This is a genomic window from Frigidibacter sp. ROC022, from assembly GCF_024723735.1.
GTDB lineage: Bacteria > Pseudomonadota > Alphaproteobacteria > Rhodobacterales > Rhodobacteraceae > SLM-1.
Genome location: NZ_JANQDU010000003.1, coordinates 65,563 through 81,386 on the forward strand (window position 1 = coordinate 65,563; position 15,824 = coordinate 81,386).

The 15,824-nt window shown below is 70.8% G+C and carries 15 protein-coding genes; 4 read left to right on the forward strand and 11 right to left on the reverse strand.

What is annotated here, in order from left to right:
- Positions 1-12 precede the first annotated feature (12 nt).
- Positions 13-759, forward strand: a complete 747-nt coding sequence (gene phnF / locus NUW50_RS12060) for a phosphonate metabolism transcriptional regulator PhnF (RefSeq protein ID WP_258289388.1) — start codon at positions 13-15, stop codon at positions 757-759.
- Between the two features lie 71 nt (positions 760-830).
- Positions 831-1,556 carry an NYN domain-containing protein gene (locus NUW50_RS12065; protein ID WP_258289389.1) on the forward strand — a complete coding sequence of 242 codons (726 nt, stop codon included), beginning with the start codon at positions 831-833 and terminating at the stop codon, positions 1,554-1,556.
- Positions 1,557-1,615: 59 nt separating this feature from the next.
- On the opposite strand, the gene NUW50_RS12070 is transcribed toward NUW50_RS12065, so the two are convergent.
- Positions 1,616-2,104 carry a bacterioferritin gene (locus tag NUW50_RS12070; protein WP_258289390.1) on the reverse strand — a complete coding sequence of 163 codons (489 nt, stop codon included), beginning with the start codon at positions 2,102-2,104 and terminating at the stop codon, positions 1,616-1,618.
- Positions 2,105-2,440: 336 nt separating this feature from the next.
- Here NUW50_RS12070 and NUW50_RS12075 point away from each other — a divergent pair, with 336 nt between their 5' ends.
- Positions 2,441-5,500 (forward strand): methyl-accepting chemotaxis protein, encoded by a 3,060-nt coding sequence (locus NUW50_RS12075; RefSeq protein WP_258289391.1) that lies wholly within the window; start codon positions 2,441-2,443, stop codon positions 5,498-5,500.
- 83 nt (positions 5,501-5,583) lie between these two features.
- Here the strand turns inward: NUW50_RS12075 and NUW50_RS12080 are convergent, their stop codons facing one another.
- From NUW50_RS12080 to NUW50_RS21450, 7 genes are read right to left on the reverse strand one after another with little or no spacing between them, the layout of a single operon-like run.
- On the reverse strand, positions 5,584-5,988 hold the full coding sequence (locus NUW50_RS12080) for a hypothetical protein (protein ID WP_258289392.1): 405 nt from the start codon (positions 5,986-5,988) through the stop codon (positions 5,584-5,586).
- Entirely contained in the window at positions 5,985-6,371 is a 387-nt protein-coding gene (locus tag NUW50_RS12085; RefSeq protein ID WP_258289393.1) for a response regulator, read from the reverse strand. The genes NUW50_RS12080 and NUW50_RS12085 overlap by 4 nt, the downstream gene beginning before the upstream one ends.
- A gap of 35 nt (positions 6,372-6,406) precedes the next feature.
- The gene (locus NUW50_RS12090) at positions 6,407-7,249 is read right to left on the reverse strand and encodes a CheR family methyltransferase (protein WP_258289394.1); all 843 of its coding nucleotides are present in this window, start codon (positions 7,247-7,249) and stop codon (positions 6,407-6,409) included.
- Positions 7,246-7,716 carry a chemotaxis protein CheW gene (locus tag NUW50_RS12095; RefSeq protein ID WP_258289395.1) on the reverse strand — a complete coding sequence of 157 codons (471 nt, stop codon included), beginning with the start codon at positions 7,714-7,716 and terminating at the stop codon, positions 7,246-7,248. The genes NUW50_RS12090 and NUW50_RS12095 overlap by 4 nt, the downstream gene beginning before the upstream one ends.
- 4 nt (positions 7,717-7,720) lie before the next feature.
- Positions 7,721-9,739: a chemotaxis protein CheA gene (locus NUW50_RS12100; protein ID WP_258289396.1), complete on the reverse strand. Its 2,019-nt coding sequence runs from the start codon at positions 9,737-9,739 to the stop codon at positions 7,721-7,723.
- Positions 9,736-10,113, reverse strand: coding sequence for a response regulator (locus NUW50_RS12105; protein WP_258289397.1), 378 nt, complete (start codon positions 10,111-10,113; stop codon positions 9,736-9,738). The genes NUW50_RS12100 and NUW50_RS12105 overlap by 4 nt, the downstream gene beginning before the upstream one ends.
- Before the next feature lie 9 nt (positions 10,114-10,122).
- On the reverse strand, positions 10,123-10,386 hold the full coding sequence (locus tag NUW50_RS21450; RefSeq protein ID WP_258289398.1) for an STAS domain-containing protein: 264 nt from the start codon (positions 10,384-10,386) through the stop codon (positions 10,123-10,125).
- A gap of 168 nt (positions 10,387-10,554) precedes the next feature.
- Here NUW50_RS21450 and NUW50_RS12115 point away from each other — a divergent pair, with 168 nt between their 5' ends.
- Positions 10,555-11,799: a glycerate kinase type-2 family protein gene (locus NUW50_RS12115; RefSeq protein WP_258289399.1), complete on the forward strand. Its 1,245-nt coding sequence runs from the start codon at positions 10,555-10,557 to the stop codon at positions 11,797-11,799.
- On the opposite strand, the gene NUW50_RS12120 is transcribed toward NUW50_RS12115, so the two are convergent.
- Genes NUW50_RS12120 through NUW50_RS12130 form a run of 3 tightly spaced genes read right to left on the reverse strand, consistent with a single transcriptional unit; the run spans position 11,796 to position 15,805 of the window.
- The gene (locus tag NUW50_RS12120) at positions 11,796-12,326 is read right to left on the reverse strand and encodes a pyridoxamine 5'-phosphate oxidase family protein (protein WP_258289400.1); all 531 of its coding nucleotides are present in this window, start codon (positions 12,324-12,326) and stop codon (positions 11,796-11,798) included. The genes NUW50_RS12115 and NUW50_RS12120 overlap by 4 nt on opposite strands.
- Positions 12,319-13,407 carry a lipocalin-like domain-containing protein gene (locus tag NUW50_RS12125; protein ID WP_338001358.1) on the reverse strand — a complete coding sequence of 363 codons (1,089 nt, stop codon included), beginning with the start codon at positions 13,405-13,407 and terminating at the stop codon, positions 12,319-12,321. The genes NUW50_RS12120 and NUW50_RS12125 overlap by 8 nt, the downstream gene beginning before the upstream one ends.
- Positions 13,397-15,805 carry an ABC transporter permease gene (locus NUW50_RS12130; protein WP_258289401.1) on the reverse strand — a complete coding sequence of 803 codons (2,409 nt, stop codon included), beginning with the start codon at positions 15,803-15,805 and terminating at the stop codon, positions 13,397-13,399. The genes NUW50_RS12125 and NUW50_RS12130 overlap by 11 nt, the downstream gene beginning before the upstream one ends.
- Between the last annotated feature and the right edge of the window lie 19 nt (positions 15,806-15,824).

Sequence of the window (15,824 nt, forward strand, 5' to 3'; positions counted from 1 at the left end):
GGTGAACCCTTCATGACAGAGACCCGCGGCACGCCGCCGCGCACCGCGCTCTGGCGCTCGATCGCCGACACGCTGGGCGCCGAGATCGCCGCCGGGCATTGGCGCCCCGGCGACCGGCTGCCGACCGAGGCGCAGCTGTCGGCGCGGTTCTCGGTCAACCGCCACACGCTGCGCCGGGCGCTGGCGTCGCTGGCCGAGGCGGGGCTGGTGCGGACCCGGCGGGGCTCGGGCGTCTTCGTGGCGGCGCGGGCGGTGGCGGATTATCCGCTGGGCCGCCGGGTGCGGTTCCACCAGAACCTCGAGGCCGCGGGCCGGGTGCCCTCGCGGCGGATCGACCAGGTGGTGACGCGCCGCGCAGATGCCGGCGAGGCCGAGGCGCTGGCTCTGGCGCCGGGCGCGGAGGTGCATGTCGTGGAAGGCGTCTCGCTGGCCGATGGCGAGCCGCTGGCGGTCTTCCGGGCGGTGTTCCCGGCGGCGCGGTTCCCGAACCTGCCGAAGGTGGTGGGGGAAGTGGATTCGATCACAAGGGCGCTGGCCCGGATGGGGGTCGAGGACTACACCCGCGCGTCGACCCGGATGCTGGCCGAAACCGCCCCGGCGGTGCTGGCGGCACGGCTGGAACTGCGCGAGGGGGCGGCGATCCTGAAGACGGTGGCGGTGAATGTCGATGCAGAGGGGCGCCCGGTCGAATACGGCACCACCTGGTTCGCGGGCGAGCGTGTGGTGCTGAGCGTCACGCCAGAGGCCGGGGCAGGGTGAGATTCGGACAAACTATTGCCCTATAGCCGTTCTATCGTCCCGCGGGCGCGCAGGTTGTAACGGAGATGGGCATGTCGGCTCGGCGTATCGCGGTTCTGGTGGATGGGGACAATATCAGCGCCAGCCACGCGCCAAAGGTTCTGGCCGAGGCGGCGCGGTTGGGCCGGGTCGATATCGCCCGGGTCTATGCCGCCCTGAACCAACCCTCGGACTGGCTGCGGGCGCAGGGCTACCGGCTGCTGCACGCGGGCGCGGGCAAGAACGCCGCCGACCTGCTTCTCAGCATCGACGCCATGGAACTGGCCCTGGAGAGCGGGGTCGAATCCTTCGTGATTGCCTCGTCGGATGGCGACTTCACCCACCTTGCGCAGCGGCTGCGGGAGCGCGGGCTGCATGTGCTTGGCCTCGGCGAGAACAAAGCGCCGATGGGCTTCCGGCTGGCCTGCACCGAGTTCCACTGTCTCGAAGAAGGCGAGCCGAAGGCCGCGCCGCCCGCGGAGGAGAACCCGGCCGATTGCGCGGACCTCGATCTGAAGATCCGCAGCATGATTGCGCGGTACAGCACCAATGGCACCGGCATGCGGATTGCCGAACTCGGGCCCCAGATGCACCGGACTCACGCTGTCCGGATCAGCACCTTGCCCGAACGCACATGGCGCGCCTATCTGTCCAGCCGGCCGGCGCTCTACCAACTCGATCCGAAAAGCCCGGAGGCAAAGGTGCGCTTTCGGCCCGAGGGCTTCGCGGCGCTACAGTCCGCTGCGGTCCCGGCGACGACGGTGCAGCGCCGGGGCTGAGGGTGGGGGCAGCGCTTGCGCCGCCCTTCCGGTGTGCCGGAGCCTTTGCGTGGGCCGGCTCAGTCCTCTTCGGCTTCGCCGAGGGTGACGAACTTGCTGCTGTAGGTCGACTCGCCCAGCCGCTCGATCAGGTCGAGTTGCAGTTCCAGCCAGGCCTTGTGGCCCTCTTCGTCCAGGGCGATGGCCTCGAACACCTCGCGGGAGCCGATGTCGCCCAGTTCGTCGGCGGCCTTGGCGGCGCGGATATAGACCTCGATGGCCTCGATCTCGTCGGCCAGGTCGGTCTTGAACATGTCGACCAGCGAGTCCGCCTTGTGGATCGGCTTGGCCAGCGCCACCTGCGGCGTGCCCTTGAGGAACATGATCCGCTCGATGAAACGGTCGGAATGGCCCAGTTCCTCGGTCATCTCCTCGCGCATCTGGGCGGCGAGCTTGGTCAGGCCCCAGTCTTCCAGGACATGGGCGTGCAGCTGATACTGATGCGCCGCGCTCATTTCCATCTGCAGGGCGGTGTTCAGGTTCTGGATGGTTTGCTCATTGTCGGACATGTCTGTTCGCTCCTTTGGATACACCCCCGGTAATAGCCGATCCGGCGCGGGATGCGGGTGACATAGTCACCGGGAATCCGGATTGTCGCGACCGTGCCCATCCACGGATCAGCATTCGCCGCAGCCCGACCCCGCCGCCTGTCGCGCCGATCCCCCGGTTGGCCTGACGGGGTGCCGATGCGGCGGGTGACGATTTGGCGATGGATTGGGGAAGATCGCGTTTCGGACCCGGTTAAGGCGGCCTTTACCCGGTCTGGCCATAGTCGCGTTCCAGATCGCCCGCATTGCCGCGCCTGTCGGTGCCGCAGGTCCTTTCCATGAGCCGAAGGTTTCAGGATGAAGCTGAATGTCACCTCCATCGCCGTCCGCCTGCCCGTGATCGCGGCGCTGGCGATCCTCTTCGCCGGGGTCATTGCCACCGTCAGCTTCTTCGATGCCCGGGCGGCCCTGACCCAGCAGGTCGGGCTGCGGCTGGAAATGGCACTGGAGACCCGGGCGGTCCGGCTGCATGACTGGCTGCAGGAATTGCGCAGCGATGCGATCATGGCGGCGCATGCCCCGACGACGGTGACCGCGCTGCAGGCGCTGTCGGCGGGGTTCGACCGGGTCGAAGGCGACAGGGCGGCGACCCTGCGCAAGCTCTATGTCACCGACAACCGGTATCCGGCCGCGGAACGGTTCAAACTGGCCGGGGGCGGCGATGGCTCGGCCTATTCCAAGGCCCATGCCCGCTTTCACGGCCTGTTCCGGCAGCAGTTGGAACTGCGCGGCTATCACGACCTAGTCCTGTTCGACAGCCAGGGCGACCTGATCTATTCGGTGAAGAAGGAGCCGGACTTCGCGCAGGATTTTCGGCAGGCGCCGCTCCGCGACAGCGGCCTGGGCCGCGCCTATCGCAGGGCGATGGCGGCACCGGACCAAAGCCCGGTCTTTGTCGATTTCTCCCGCTACGGGCCGTCGAACGATGTCGCGGCGGCCTTCGTGGCGATCCGGGTCGAAGGGGCGGGCAACAAGCCGCTGGGCGTGCTGGCCTTCGAAGTCAATGTCGATCGGCTGAACGCGGCGATCAACGGCGCGGCGGGCCTGGCCGACAACGGGCGCGTGATCCTGATCGGCGCGGATGGTCTGCGGCGCAACTCCGATCCCGGCGGCGCGACCGGGGACAACCCGCTCGACCCCGTTGCCGACCGTCCGCAAGTGGCGGCGCTGCTGGCCGGGGGGGCGGGGTTCCTGGCCGACACGCTCGGCGGGAACGGCCAGAGGGTCATGGCTTCCTATGCCCGGCTGGATGAGCCCGGGCTGGACTGGGGCCTCGTGGTGGAAGAGGACCGGGCCGAGCTGATGGCGCCGGTGGCCCATCTGCGCGAACATGCGATCCTGCTGATGCTGGCGGCGGCGGTGGCGGCGGTGCTGATGGGCCTGGCCCTGGCGCGCAGCATCGTGCGGCCATTGCTGGGCATCGGCGCCGCGATGCGCCGGGTCGCCGATGGCGACTATCATGCCGAGGTGCCCTTTGTCCGGCGCCGCGACGAGATCGGTGCGATTGCCGCCGATCTGGAGGCCTGCCGGGCCCGGCTGGCCGATGCCGAAGAGGCGGCGCGGATGACCCTGTTCCAGAGCCAGGCCTTCGCCGAATCCTCGGTGCCGATGGTGATGGTCGATTCCCGGATGGTGGTGATTGCCCAGAACAAGGCTGCCGACCGGCTGTTCATGGACAATGTCGAGACGATGCGGCGGCTGATGCCCGATTACGACGCCCGGAACGCGGTCGGCATGTCGATGGACCTGTTCCACAGCGACCCCGCCGAACAGCGCCGCCTGTTCGCCGATCTCGACAACCTGCCGCTCAGCACCGATTTCGCCTTTGGCGAGATGCGGATCCGCCGCCATGTCACGGCGATCCTCGACAGCGCCGGAAACTACGCCGGCAACATCGTCGAGTTCTCCGATGTCCGCGAGGCCAAGCTGAACGCCTCGATCCTCGACGCGCTGCGGGCCAGCCAGGTGGTGATCGAATACGACAGCGACTTCCGGGTTCGCAAGGTCAACGCCAAGTTCGCCGAGGTCTTCGGCTATGGCGAGGAGGCGATCGGGATGAGCATCGAGGAGCTCTTCGGCGCCAGCGAGGATACCGTCGTCGCAAGAGAGCGGCTGGCCGAAGGCGAGGCGGTCAATCACAAGGTTCGCCGCAAGGGCCGGGATGGGCGCGACGTCTGGGTCGATGTGGCGATGAACCCGATCTTCGATGCCCGCGGCCGGCTCGACCAGGTGGTCGAGCTGAGCCACGACGTCAGCGAGATCGAGCGCCAGCGCCAGGCGGTCGAGGGCGAGCGCGAGAAGCAGGCGGCGGCGCAGAAACAGGTGGTGGACGACCTGCGGCGCGGGCTGGCGGCCCTGGCCGGCGGCAACCTGACCGAGATGCTCGAAACCCCGTTTTCGCCGGAATACGAACAGCTCCGCCACGATTTCAACGCCGCACTCGGCAAGCTCACCGATGTCATGCGGCAGCTGATCGCCATCACCGGCAGCATCAATGCCGGGGCGACCGAGATGTCGCAGGCCGCCGACGACTTGTCGCGCCGGACCGAGAACCAGGCCGCGACGCTGGAAGAGACCGCGGCGGCGATGGACCAGTTGACGGCCGGGGTCAAATCCGCCGCCGACGGCGCCGGAGAGGCCGACCGCGCGGTCCGCTCGGCCCGCGAGAATGCCACCGCCTCGGGCGAGGTCGTCTCGCAGGCGGTCGATGCGATGGGCGAGATCGAGAAAAGCTCGGACCAGATCAGCCAGATCATCGGCGTGATCGACGACATCGCCTTCCAGACCAATCTGCTGGCGCTGAATGCCGGGGTCGAGGCGGCACGGGCAGGGGAGGCCGGGCGCGGCTTTGCCGTGGTCGCCTCCGAGGTCCGGTCACTGGCGCAACGCTCATCGGAAGCGGCCCGCGAGATCAAGGCGCTGATCTCGGCCTCGTCGGGCCATGTCGAACGGGGGGTGACGCTGGTCGGCCAGGCCGGCGCGGCGCTGAACCAGATCGTCGAGAGCGTCGGCCATATCGCCGGGCTGGTGACGGACATCGCGGCCTCTTCGGCCGAGCAGTCGAACGGGCTGATCGAGATCAACACAGGCGTCACCCAGCTGGACGAGGTGACCCAGCAGAATGCCGCCATGGTCGAGGAAACCACCGCGGCCAGCCATTCGCTGCGGAACGAATCCGTCACGCTGAGCGAACTGGTGGCGCGGTTCCGGGTCCGCCCGGCCGAGGGGGCCGAGATCGTCACGATGCGCCGGGCGCCGAGACCCTCTGCCGGCACCGCCCTGTCCGAGGCGGCGAATCCGGGCGCCGGCGCGGGTCTCAGGAACGGGACGGAATGGGACGGCTGGGAAGAGTTCTGAGCCGGGCAGCGGGCGGATGCGGTTCTGGCCCGATGGCGGCAGGGCGCAGCGCGACCGGGGCTGACACCAGCCACCTGAGCGGCCTAGCTCTCCGGCCCGGGCCCGGGCCGGTCCGGGGGGTGGAACAGGCCCAGTTCATCCTGCTCTCGCGGGTCGGTCAGGTTGGGGGCCGTGCCGCCGCGCAGCCTCTCGGCCAGGTCCGAAAGCTGCACCGCCGCCCGAAACGCCGCCGGGTCCAGGTCGGCCCCGGACGGCACCGCGACGGCGGCGGCGGCCAGCAGGCGCGCGAAGTCATCGAGGCTCTGGCGCACGAGGTCGATGCCCTGAAGGTCATCGGCGGTGCCAGCAGGCAGGGCGTTCAACCCGCCCAGAACCTCGTGCAGCGCGGCTTCGGCGCGTTCGATGCGGGCCGAGAGCGCCAGCGACTCCTGTGCCAGGCGGTCGAGGACGGGGCCGAGCGCCAGTCCAGGCCGCTGCGGCGGGCTCATAGCCGGCCCACGACCCGCTCGATGCAATCCTTCAGCGATTGCGGGGTGAAGGGCTTGGTGATCAGGTTGTTCATGCCCAGTCGCTGCCCTTCGCTGACCATGGCGGCATCGGCCCGCCCGGTGATCAGGATGAAGCCCAGCCGGGCGGTGGCCGGCATGCTGCGCAGCTTGCGCAGCAGGGCCAGCCCGTCCATCCCCGGCATGTTGTAATCCGACAGCACCAGATGCACCGGCGTCTTGGCCAGGCTGCCCAGGGCATCCGCCGCATCGGGGCTTTCCAGGATATGCTTGATGCCCATCCATTCCAGCGCCTGAACGATCAGGCCGCGCGAGGTGGACATGTCATCGACGACCATGATCCGCAGGGTTTCGCGTAGCGCCATGGGTGGGCTCCTTCTGGATGCGGGGCGGGCCGGGCTCAGGCCCGACGCCGGTAGGTGGTGATGCCGACCGAGGTGAACCGCTCCGCGGCAGGGCCGGTCAGACGCTCGGAATGGCCGATGAAGAGATGGCCGGCGGGGGCCAGCAGCCCGGCGAAACCCTGCCAGATACGGTCCTGTGCGGGGCGGTCGAGATAGATCGTCACATTGCGGCAGAAGATCGCGTCGAAGGGCCCCCGCAGCGGCCATTGCCCGGCCAGGTTCAACTCTCGGAACCGGATCGGGGCGGCAAGCCCGGGCGCTGCCCGCGCCGTACCGTCGCCGAGCGGACGGAACCAGCGCCGGCGACGCGCCGCGCTCAGCCCGGTCAGCGCCTCGGCGCGATAGATCCCGTCGCGGGCCCGGGCCAGGATCGCCGGGTCCACATCCGAAGCCAGGATACGGATATCCAGCCCTGCCGCTTCGGGGCAGAGGTCAAGCAGTTCCATGGCGATCGAATAGGGCTCTTCCCCCGAAGCGCAGCCCGCCGACCAGAGCCGCAGCCGACCGCCGGCCCGGGCCCGCGCGATCAGCGGCGGCAGCACACGCCGGCGCAGGGTGTCGAAATGATGCGCCTCGCGGAAGAAGGCGGTGACATTGGTGGTCAGTGCCGAAACCATTTCCCGGCATTCCGTCGCTCCGGCCTCGCTGCCGAGCAGGGCCGCATAGGCGGCGAAGTCCGGCAGCCCCAGCTTTCTCAGCCGCCGGGCCAGCCGCGCCAGCACCAGGGAACGTTTGCCCTCGGACAGGGCGATGCCGGTTCGGGCCTGCAACAGGTCGGCGATGGCGCGGAAATCGGCGGCGCTCAACTCGGGCGGGACGCGGGCGAGGAGGGGGGTCATCCGACCTCCCGCGTCTTGCCATGCAGCAGGCTGTCCAGCGCGACCATCCGGATCATCCGGTCGCCCCGGGCAATCACCCCTTCGATCGTTCCCTGAAGTTCCGGACCGGCGATTTCGGGGGTTGGCTGGATTGCCGCGAGGGGGACCGTGAGGATGTCCGAGACCGCCTCGACCAGCAAGCCGACGGTCTGCGCACCGAGCCGGGCGATGATGATGACATGCCGCGCTGTCGGGCTGACCGGGCCGAGGCCAAGCCGTTGCGCGAGATCGACGATCGGCACCACCGCGCCGCGCAGGTTGATGACACCGCGAACATGATCGGGCGCATGTGGCAGGGCGGTGCTGGGTGTCCAGCCCCGGATTTCGCGCACCGACATGATATCCATGCAGAAATCCTGACCGGCGACGCGGAAGGTGACGAGTTCGCGCACATCGGGGTCGGCGGCCTGGGGCGGGGTTTCGGGCATCGGGCTACTCCGCGGCGATCCGGGGCCGGGCGGTCTCGGGCCCGGGGATGGCATTGGTGTCGAGGATCAGCGCGACCCGCCCGTCGCCCAGAACCGTCGCCGCCGCGATGCCGGGAACCGGGCCGTAGTTGCCTTCGAGGCTCTTGATGACGACCTGGCGCTGGTCCTGGATCGAGTCGACGGCCAGGGCGACGAAGCTGTCGTGACCGGTCTCGACCAGTACGATCGCCGCGTCGTCCAGACATGCGACCGGGCCGCGCAGGCCCAGCGACAGGCCGAGATCAACAACCGGCACATAGGCACCACGCAGCGCCATGACCCGGTCGATCGGACCCAGCGGCAGAACCTGGCCCGGCGCCGGGCGCAGCGTCTCGACAACGGCGCTGATCGGGATCACCAGGCGCTCGGCCCCGATCCCGACGATCAGGCCATCCAGAACCGCCAGCGTGAGCGGCAGCGAGATCGTGAAGCTGGTCCCGGCGCCGGGCGTCGAGAGGATGCCGACCCGGCCGCCCAGTTCGGCGATCGCGCTGCGCACCACGTCCAGCCCGACCCCGCGCCCGGAAAGTTCCGACAATTCGGCCGAGGTGGTGAAGCCCGGCAGAAACAGGAGTTTGTCGATCTCGGCGGCGGTCAGTTCGGCCTCTTCCGCGATCAGCCCGCGGCTGACGGCGAGTTGCCGGACCCGGGCGCGGTCGATGCCGCTGCCGTCATCGGTCACGGTGAGGATGACCCGGCCCGAGCGATGCTGCGCCGACAGCGTCACCGTGCCCCGGGCCGGCTTGCCCGCCCCGGTCCGGGTCGCGGCGGTCTCCAGCCCGTGATCGACGGCATTGCGGATCATGTGGGTCAGCGGATCGGCCAGCTTCTCGATCACCGTCTTGTCCACTTCGGTCATCTCGCCCTCGGTCAGCAGCCGCGCGTCCTTGCCCGAGGCGGCGGCGCATTCGCGCAGGATGCGGTGCATCCTGTCGAACAGCGGCTTGACCGGCTGCGCCCGGATCGCCATCACGCCTTCCTGGATATCGCGGCAGAGCTGAGCCAACTCGTCCAGCCCCAGACCGATGTCCGAACCGATCCCCGACAGCCCGGCGCTGTCGACCGCCTGGGCGAGCATCGCCTGATTGATGACCAGTTCGCCTGCCAGATTGATCAGCCGATCGACCCGGTCGAGATCGACCCGGATCGTCGGGCGCGGTCGGGCCGGTTTGCCTGTCGGGGAGGGCGGCGCCCTGTCGGGGGCGGCGTCGGAGTCGTCAGCCGATCCTTGCCTTGGGGGCGGCAAAGGCCGGATCTCCAGATCGCAGAGCCCTTCGACAAAGCCGAACACCGCCCGCACCGCCTCCTCTGCCTGGTCGGTCGCCAGGGTCAGCGTCCAGCTCAGATAGTTGCGGCGCCAGTCCAGATCATCCAGATCGGGCAGTGCCGTGGCATCCAGCGCGACCTCGAGCGATCCCAGGTCGGCAAGGTCGCGAAACAGCAGGGCGGTGTCATTGCCGTTGGCATAGAGCTCCGGATCGGGGCGGAACCGGATTTCGTAGCGTGTCTTTCCCGGGGCGGATTGCGCCGCCGGCGCGGGATCGGCTGCCGGATCGAGGGTCAGCGCAACCGGCGTGAAGGCGACCGCCGCATCGGTCTGCGAACCGCCGGACGCCGTTTCGAGGGCTGCCATCAGGGGGGCGCTGGTCCCGAGTTTCTCCGCATCTCCGCTGCGCGCCGCCGCCACCAGATCGGCCAGGTGGTCCCCGGCCTGCATCAGCAACCCGCACAACGCCGGATCGGCCGCGATCCTGCCCGCGCGCAACTGGTCCAGGGCGGTCTCGAACCCATGCGCGAACTGCACCAGGGTCTCCAGCCCGAAGGCTCCGGCGCCGCCCTTGATCGAATGCACCGCGCGAAACACCATGTTGATGGTTTCGGCATCGGCCGCGTCCTGCTCCAGCATGCGCAGACCGCCGGCCATCGACTCGAGCAGATCCTCGCATTCCTGGAAGAAGGTTTCGCGCAGGTCCGGCATGCTCATGCGGCGGCCCGTCCCGAGACACGGCGAATGGCGGCGACCAGCCGCGCTTCGTCGAAGGGTTTGACGATCCAGCCGCTGGCGCCCAGCTCGCGGGCCCGGGCCCTGAGGGCGGGCGCGCTTTCGGTGGTCAGCACCAGGATCGGCAGGCCCGGCCAGCCGGGATCGCTCCGCACCGCCGCGATGAAGCCGAATCCGTCGAGCCGGGGCATGTTGATGTCCGAGATGACGACATCGGGACGGCCGCTGGCCAGTTTTTCCAGCCCGTCGATCCCGTCTGCGGCCAGTGTCACCGCGAACCCTGCCGAGGTCAGCGCCATGTTCAGCATGCCGCGTATGGTGCGGGAATCGTCAACGGCAAGCACATGCAGGGCCATTACCTGTCCTCATCCCTCGAAGGTTTGCGGGTCGATGCCCAGGCGGGTCAGACCCGCGGTGAATTCGGCCGAGGGCCGGGTGACGCGGAACCCGGTCCCGCGTTTTCGGGCCGTGCGCCGCGCGGCGAGGATCAGCTGCGCCGCCAGGCCGCCCAGATGGCGGACGCCCGAGGCATTCAGCGAGATCGCCGGCCCGGCGCCCGCCAGCTGCTCCGCCAGCCGGCCGGTGGCCGGCAGGTCCAGGAACTCTTCCAGTATCAGCGTGGTTGCCACTGACCGTCCTCTCGTCCATTTTCCGACCGGCCACGGTCCCGGCGCAGGCGGAGGGACCGGGCCGGGCGCGGCGGACCCGTCGCAGCGGGCGGATGCCCAGGGTTCTGCCGCCGAAGGTTTAAGAATCGGTTGAGCCGGGCGCGGCCGGGCCGGGGAATCGGAGGGATCATGAAGGCGATGCGGGACAAGGCGCGGGCGCTCTTCGCGCTCGGCGTGCAGGCGGCGTTGCCGGAACCGGCCCTGGGCAAGGCGCTGAAGGAGCATCCGCTGCCGGGGGGGCGGGTGCATCTGCTGGCCCTGGGCAAGGCGGCGCCGGGGATGATGGCCGAGGCCCTGCGGCATCTGCCGGGGCCGCCCGCATCGGCGCTGGTGGTGACCACCGAGGGCAGTGCCGAGGCCGCCGGATCGGCGGCGTTGCCGGGGGTCGAGGTGCTGATCTCGGGCCATCCGGTTCCCGACGCGGCCGGAGAGGCCGCGGCGCGGCGGGTCGAGGCGATGCTGGCCGGGTTGACGCCCGCGGATCACCTGGTGGCGCTGATCTCGGGCGGAGGCTCGGCCCTGCTGCCGGCCCCGGCGGCGGGGATCACGCTCGACGACAAGGCCGAGGTCAACCGGCTGATGCTGGCCTCGGGGCTGGAGATCACCGAGATGAACCTGGTCCGCCAGCAGCTGTCGCGGCTGAAGGGTGGCGGGATGCTGCGGGCGGCGGGCTGTCCGGTGGTGTCCTATGTGCTGTCGGACGTGATCGGCGACGACCCGCGGGTGATCGCCTCGGGCCCGACGGTGGCGCCGATCGGCGACCGGGCCGGGGCGCGTGCGGTTCTGGAAGACGCGGGGCTCTGGGATCAGATCCCCGAGCCGGTGGCGGCGCTGTTGTCGGCCAGGGCCCCCGAGGCCCCGCCCTTGCCGCCGTCGGAATTGCATCTGGTCGGCTCGAACCGGATCAGCCTTGAAGCGATGGCGGCGGCGGAACCGGGGGCGCGGATCGTCTCGGACAGGTTGACCGGCGCGGTGGATCGGGCGGCCGAGGAAATCCTGCGCGCGGCGCGACGGGCCGAGCCGGGCGCGGTGCTGCTGTTCGGCGGCGAGACCACGGTGAAGGTGACCGGCGACGGGCTGGGGGGGCGCAACCAGGAACTGGCCCTGCGGGTGGCGATGCTGGGCCGCGACCTGGCCTTCGACTGGGTGCTGCTGTCGGGCGGGACCGATGGCCGCGACGGGCCGACCGACGCGGCGGGAGGGCTGGTCGATTCCAGCTCGGCGCGCCGGATGCGGGCTTTGGGGGTCGATCCGTTCCAGGCCCTGGCCCGGTCGGACAGCTATCACGCCCTGGCGGCCGATGGCGACCTGCTGATGACCGGGGCGACCGGCACCAATGTCGCGGACCTGCAGGTGTTCATAAAAGGCACCTAGGGCGCCAGCCACCGGCCGCGCCAGTCCTCGTCGCGCGCGAAGAGCGCCCGGCGGTCGCCCTGTCCACGCATCTGCACCATGTCGATGGCCTCGATCCGGCCGGTGATCTCGCCGAACCGGGCCAGCTCGGGCCGCCGGACATAGGCATCCGGTGCCGCGATCGGCCGGCCCGGCGGCGGCACCGTGCCATAGTTGCCGCGGGCCGCATCGGGCAGCGCCGCCCAGAGATCGGCGGCCCCGGTCCGCACCGAAAGCGTCACCCGCAGCCGCAGTTGCAGCCGCGCGGCGCGGTCCCAGATCAGCAGGGTGGCGCCGGGGCTGCGGGCAATCTCGGCCAGTTTCGGGCTTTGCAGATCGGCATGAAAGCCGACGCTTCCCGCCGCCCGGTCGGCGCGGCGCAGCATCACCACCCGCGCTTCGGCACCGCGTTCCGCGACCGTGGCCAGAACGGCTTCGCAGGGCAGATCGGAGAGCCGGGACCAGCAGGTCTCCAGCGCTTCGGCCAGGGCGGCGGCAGGGTCATTCATAGCCGGTCATCTCCAGATAGCCGATCCCGCCGGCGCTGCCCGAGACCCGCACCGGCCCTTCCCAATAGGGAAACAGCATCGGCATCCAGGCGTCGGGGCGGATGGCGCGCACCTCCAGATCCAATGCCGGAACCTCGGGGCGCGGATCGGCCAGCCGGACCCGCCAGCGCAGCGGCAGGCGATGACCGGCGACCTTGGCCCAGTCCAGCGGCTCGGCTCTGAAGGCGCCGTCGGGCAGGGGCGTGGCCCGGCCGTCCGGGGCGATCCAGGTGGCGGCGGTAAACCGGCTGGCGCCGCGCAGCACGAAGCCCATCAGCTTGGCGCCGCTGTCCAGCGACAGCGAGAACCAGTCCCAGCCGCTTTGATCCGCCGCCAGCGGTTCCGAGGACCATTCGCGGTCGAGCCAGGCGATGCCGGTCACCGGCAGGGCCCCGCCGCCTGTCTGCACCTCGCCCGCCGCCTTCAGGAAGGGTTGCGAGTAGTAATGGCTTGCCTGTCCCCCGGGCGACTTGACCGAATAGCCCGCATCCCCCTGCAGGACCAGCGGCCCGGTCGCGGTCAGGCCCAGGTCGAATGCGAAATCGCTGCCGCCGGCGCTGACCCGCATCCGGGTCTCGGGATCGCCGGTCAGCCGCCATTCGTCGATCCGGGCCTCGAGCCGCGTCGGTGCTTCGGTCAGGCGCACCCCGGCCTGACCGGGGCGGGCGAGGCGTTCGGCGCTCAGATGCCCTTCGGGACTGGCCAGGGCGGCATGGCCCATCCAGGCCTGTGCCCGCGGCTCCTCCGGGTCCAGTGCCGAGCGGAACAGCGTCCATTGCGCGCCCCAGTCGCGGCCCTGCGGGTCGGTGAGGTTGGCGGTCAGATACCACCATTCGATGCGAAAGCCGGGATGCGCGGCGTGGTCGCGGGGAAAGCGCAGCCGATAGCCGGGATCGGGCAGGGCAAAGCCGGTGCCGCCCTGTCCCAATCCGGCAAAGCCCTGCGCCTGAAGCCGTTGTGCCAGCAACAGGCCCAGCCCCGAGGCCAGCAGCGCCCGGCGCGTCGGCCGGCCCGGTCGCGGGAAGGAACGATCAGCGCTCACCGGCAAAGACCCTCAGCAGATCGGCGACCGGGCGGCGGGCCAGGCGCAGGGCGGGCAGGGTGGCGGCCAGCCCGGCCGCCAGCATGGCCCAAAGGAACAACCGCGCCAGGTCGGCGGGATAGAGGAACATCGGCAGCCGCCAGCCGAAGGCCTGCACATTGATCACCGCCAGCAGCGCCCAGGCCAGGGCCAGCCCCACCGGCAGCGCCATGCAGAAGGTCAGGGCCGCCAGGCCGAGGGCGCGGAGCACCTCGAGCGCCGCCAGCTGGCGCCGTCCCATCCCCATGGCCCAGACCGGCGCCAGTTGCGGCAACCGCATCCCCGACAGCGTGGTCAGCGCGGTCAGCATGGCAAATCCCGCCACCGCCAGCGTCAGCGCGTTGAGCGCGCCCGTGACCAGGAAGGTCCGCTCGAACACGCCCCGTGCGGCGGCCTTCTGCGTCGCCTGATCGGTGACGACGCCGGGCGGCAGATCGAAGGTCTCGGTCAGCGCCTTGCGCAGCGCCGGCGCGGTGCCGGGGGCCAGCCGCAGGCCGAAGCGCCGCCGGTCGGCGCCGGGGTAGAGCGTCACCAGCCGGTCCAGCGCCATCATCACCTGGCCGTTCGGGTTGCCATAGTCGGAATAGACCCCAAGCACCCGGGTCTCCCATCCCGGCAGCGACAGGGAGGCGCCCGGCGCCTTGTCCAGTCGCCGGGCCAGCTGCTCGTTGATCAGCACGCCCTCGCCCCTTGCCGCGCGGGTCCAGACCTCGGGCAGCGCCGAGAGCAGCGGCCAGCTCTGGCGATAGATCGGATCGTCGCGGAACCCGTAGAGCGAGACGGCAGCGCCCTCGGCGGTTGCGGCAATGCGCCAGACCGGCAGGACCGCCTCGACCCGCGGTTCCAGCCAGGCCTCCAGCCGTTCCGCCTCGGCGTCGTCCCGGGCGATGACATAGAGATCGGCGGCAAGCCTCTGGTCGAGCCAGCCGAGGAAGGTCTGCCGGAACGAGCCGACCATGGTGGAGACGCCGATATTGGCCGCCAGGGCCAGCATCAGCGCCATCAACGCCAGGCTGAGACCGGGAAGCTGCTGTCCGGTGTCGGCCCAGGCCCATTGCGCGAGCGGGCGGCGGGCCAGCCGGGCCCCCAGGGCCAGCGCCCGGCTCAGCAGGAAGGGCAACAGCGCCGCGGCGCCCAGCAGCAGCGCCGCCAGCCCGGCAAAGCCCCAGAGCAGCCCGGCGCCCAGCCCCGGCGCGACCCCCAGGGCCAGTGCGGCGACGGCCAGCAGCACCAGCCCTGCCAGGGCGCCCAGTCGCGCCAGCCGCCGGCCGGCGCGGGCCCAGGCCCTTGGCCGGGCCGGGGCCAGCAGCGGCAGCCGCGCCAGTTGCAGCAGCGCCCCGGCACCCGCCACCCAGGTGCCGCCCAGAGCCATGCCCAGCCCGGCCAGCCACCAGACCGGGCGTATCGTCAGGCTGCCCGAGACCTCGGCGCCATAGAGCCCGCGCAGGCTGGAGGCGACATCGGGCAGAAGCTGCGCCGCGATCCAGCCGCCCAGCACCACGCCGATGCCGCCGCCGATCAGCGCCAGAACGGTCAGCTCGGCGGCCAGCAGCGCCGCCAGAAGCCGCAGCGGCAGGCCCAGGGCGCGCAGGGTGCGGATCATCGGGCGCCGTTCCTCGAAGGCCAGGCCGATCGTGCCATGCACGACGAACAGCCCGACCGCAAAGGCCAGGAAGCCGAAGGCGGTCAGGTTGAGATGGAAGCTCTCGGTGAGCCGGCCCAGATCGGTGGATTCTGCGGCCGGCGACAGGCTGTAGGGGCCGAGGTCGGCCAGTGCGGCCTGGCGCAGCGGCTGCTCGGGCAGCAGGGTCAGCCGCGACAGCCGGCCGGGCCGGCCCAGCATCTCCGCCGCGGCCGTCACCTCGGTCACCAGCAGGCCCGGCGGCAGGCCGGGGGCGGCGATGGCCCCGATCTCGGCGGCGATGTCGGGCGCGGCATAGCGCGGCGCGGTGGCCGGCGTGGCGGTGCCATTGGCAACGGGCAGGCGGCTCAGGGTCTCCGGCGTCATCGCGGCGGGGCGCAGCGCCGCGGGGGCGGTCAGCGGATCGAGCCCCAGCAGCCGCAGGCTGCGGTCCCCGATCTGCACCCGGCCCTCGACCACCGGCGTCACCAGCCAGCCCCCGGCCCGCAGCGTGTAGAAATCCTCCATCGTCACGCCGCCCGCCCGGGTGATCTGCGGCAGCGCCGCGACCTGAACCTCTCCGGCCGCCCTGGCATAGCTGGCGCGGGCCTCGGCGTTGATCGCCTGCACGCCGGTCCAGAGCGCCGTCGCCAGCGCCAGGCCGGTGATCAGCGCCGCCAGTTGCAGCCGACGCCGCCGCCAGTGCGAGACCAGGGCCCGGAACGCCGCGCCGATCATCAGGCAGGCCGCCGGGGCA

Coding starts and splice junctions, on each gene's coding strand:
- phnF (WP_258289388.1), top strand. CDS start 13: ATGACAGAGACCCGCGGCACGCCGCCGCGCACCGCGCTCTGGCGCTCG.
- NUW50_RS12065 (WP_258289389.1), top strand. CDS start 831: ATGTCGGCTCGGCGTATCGCGGTTCTGGTGGATGGGGACAATATCAGC.
- NUW50_RS12070 (WP_258289390.1), bottom strand. CDS start 2,104: ATGTCCGACAATGAGCAAACCATCCAGAACCTGAACACCGCCCTGCAG.
- NUW50_RS12075 (WP_258289391.1), top strand. CDS start 2,441: ATGAAGCTGAATGTCACCTCCATCGCCGTCCGCCTGCCCGTGATCGCG.
- NUW50_RS12080 (WP_258289392.1), bottom strand. CDS start 5,988: ATGAGCCCGCCGCAGCGGCCTGGACTGGCGCTCGGCCCCGTCCTCGAC.
- NUW50_RS12085 (WP_258289393.1), bottom strand. CDS start 6,371: ATGGCGCTACGCGAAACCCTGCGGATCATGGTCGTCGATGACATGTCC.
- NUW50_RS12090 (WP_258289394.1), bottom strand. CDS start 7,249: ATGACCCCCCTCCTCGCCCGCGTCCCGCCCGAGTTGAGCGCCGCCGAT.
- NUW50_RS12095 (WP_258289395.1), bottom strand. CDS start 7,716: ATGCCCGAAACCCCGCCCCAGGCCGCCGACCCCGATGTGCGCGAACTC.
- NUW50_RS12100 (WP_258289396.1), bottom strand. CDS start 9,739: ATGAGCATGCCGGACCTGCGCGAAACCTTCTTCCAGGAATGCGAGGAT.
- NUW50_RS12105 (WP_258289397.1), bottom strand. CDS start 10,113: ATGGCCCTGCATGTGCTTGCCGTTGACGATTCCCGCACCATACGCGGC.
- NUW50_RS12115 (WP_258289399.1), top strand. CDS start 10,555: ATGAAGGCGATGCGGGACAAGGCGCGGGCGCTCTTCGCGCTCGGCGTG.
- NUW50_RS12120 (WP_258289400.1), bottom strand. CDS start 12,326: ATGAATGACCCTGCCGCCGCCCTGGCCGAAGCGCTGGAGACCTGCTGG.
- NUW50_RS12130 (WP_258289401.1), bottom strand. CDS start 15,805: ATGATCGGCGCGGCGTTCCGGGCCCTGGTCTCGCACTGGCGGCGGCGT.